This is a genomic window from Rhizobacter sp. P3_B12 (assembly GCF_056402895.1).
In genome coordinates this window covers 1-1,293 of record NZ_JBFUGN010001345.1, presented here as the reverse complement: position 1 = coordinate 1,293, position 1,293 = coordinate 1, and the positions used below count along the sequence as shown (strand labels likewise).

Below are 1,293 nucleotides of genomic sequence, written 5' to 3'. Positions count from 1 at the left end.
CGCCGACAGCGTGCCGCCGACGAAGGCGCGCCGCGCGGTGGTGCCGATGCCGCCGACCAGCAGCATCATCACGTCGCGCCGGCCGCCGATCGCGCCGGCCATCGGGTAGCCGCCGGCCAGGCACTTGCCGAGCACCGTCAGGTCGGGCTTGACGCCGAAATACGCCTGCGCGCCGCCCATGCCGACGCGGAACCCGGTGACCACCTCGTCGAAGATCATCAGCGCACCGAACTCGTCGCACAGCGCACGCACCTGGCGGTTGTAGTCGGGGTGCACCGGGCGGGTGCCGCTCTCGGGGCCGAGCGGCTCCAGCAGCACGGCCGCGGTGCCGCCGCGCAGGCGGTTCAGCTGCAGCTTGCGGCGCAGCGCATCGAGGTCGTTCGGATGGCATTCCTGCGTGTGCGCCGTCGCGCCGCGCGGGATGCCGACGGCCTCCATGCGCCCGGTGCCGGGCAGCCGCATGCCGTAGACCAGCTGGTCGCTCCAGCCGTGGTACGCGCCGCCGATCTTGATGACCCACTTGCGGTGCGTGTACGCGCGGGCGAGGCGCACCGCGCCCATCACCGCCTCGGTGCCGGAGCCGAGCAGCCGCAGCATCTCGACGCCCGGCATCGCGCGGCACACCAGCTCGGCGAGCTTCACCTCGTATTCGTGCAGCAGCCCGGTCACCGGCCCGCAGTCGTCGAGCACGCGGTTGACGGCCTCGCGCACCACCGGGTGGTTGGAGCCGAGCAGTGTCGGGCCGCCGGCTTGCAGGAAATCGATGTAGCGGTTGCCGTCGACATCGGTCAGGTGGGCGCCCTGGGCCTTGGCGGCCGCGATCGGGAACGGGTGGTTGAACGCCAGGTTGTGCTGCACGCCGCCCGGGATCACCGCCTGCGCCTGCTCGGCGAGGCGGCGCGAACCGGCGCAGCGCTCGTCGAAATGGCGCATCACGCCGGCCATCGCATCGCGGCGGATCGGGCGCATCGGCTGCTTCACGAGCTCGGCGAAGCGGCGGTACAGCGCATCGACATCGGGCCAGGCCGAGATGGCGCTGGTGGGGGCGGCCGACGCGGCGGAGTGGATCGGTGCGAGGTTGCTCATGGTGCAGGTCTGTTCTTGGTCGCAAGGTGGATGGCATCGGCCAGCTCGGCATCGAGCCGCGCAAAAACTTCGCGCTGCGACGCATCGGTCGCCGCGCGCGCCGCGATGCGCTGCCGCAGGTGCATGCAGGCCAGCGTCTCCAGGTCTTCGACGGCCTGCACGGCCGCCTCGGTGCTCGGGCCGCAGCACAGCACGCCGTGGTTCAGC

At 72.2% G+C, this 1,293-nt stretch carries 1 protein-coding gene and 1 pseudogene; both read right to left on the bottom strand.

Annotated elements, in window-relative coordinates; all coding sequences use genetic code 11:
- Nucleotides 1-1,086, bottom strand: a 1,086-nt coding sequence (locus tag AC1D01_RS35090) for an aspartate aminotransferase family protein (RefSeq protein ID WP_477874195.1), incomplete at its 3' end; no start/stop codon positions are given.
- Nucleotides 1,083-1,293: pseudogene (locus AC1D01_RS35085) on the bottom strand (hypothetical protein); the annotation flags it as partial. The gene AC1D01_RS35090 and the pseudogene AC1D01_RS35085, both read right to left, overlap by 4 nt.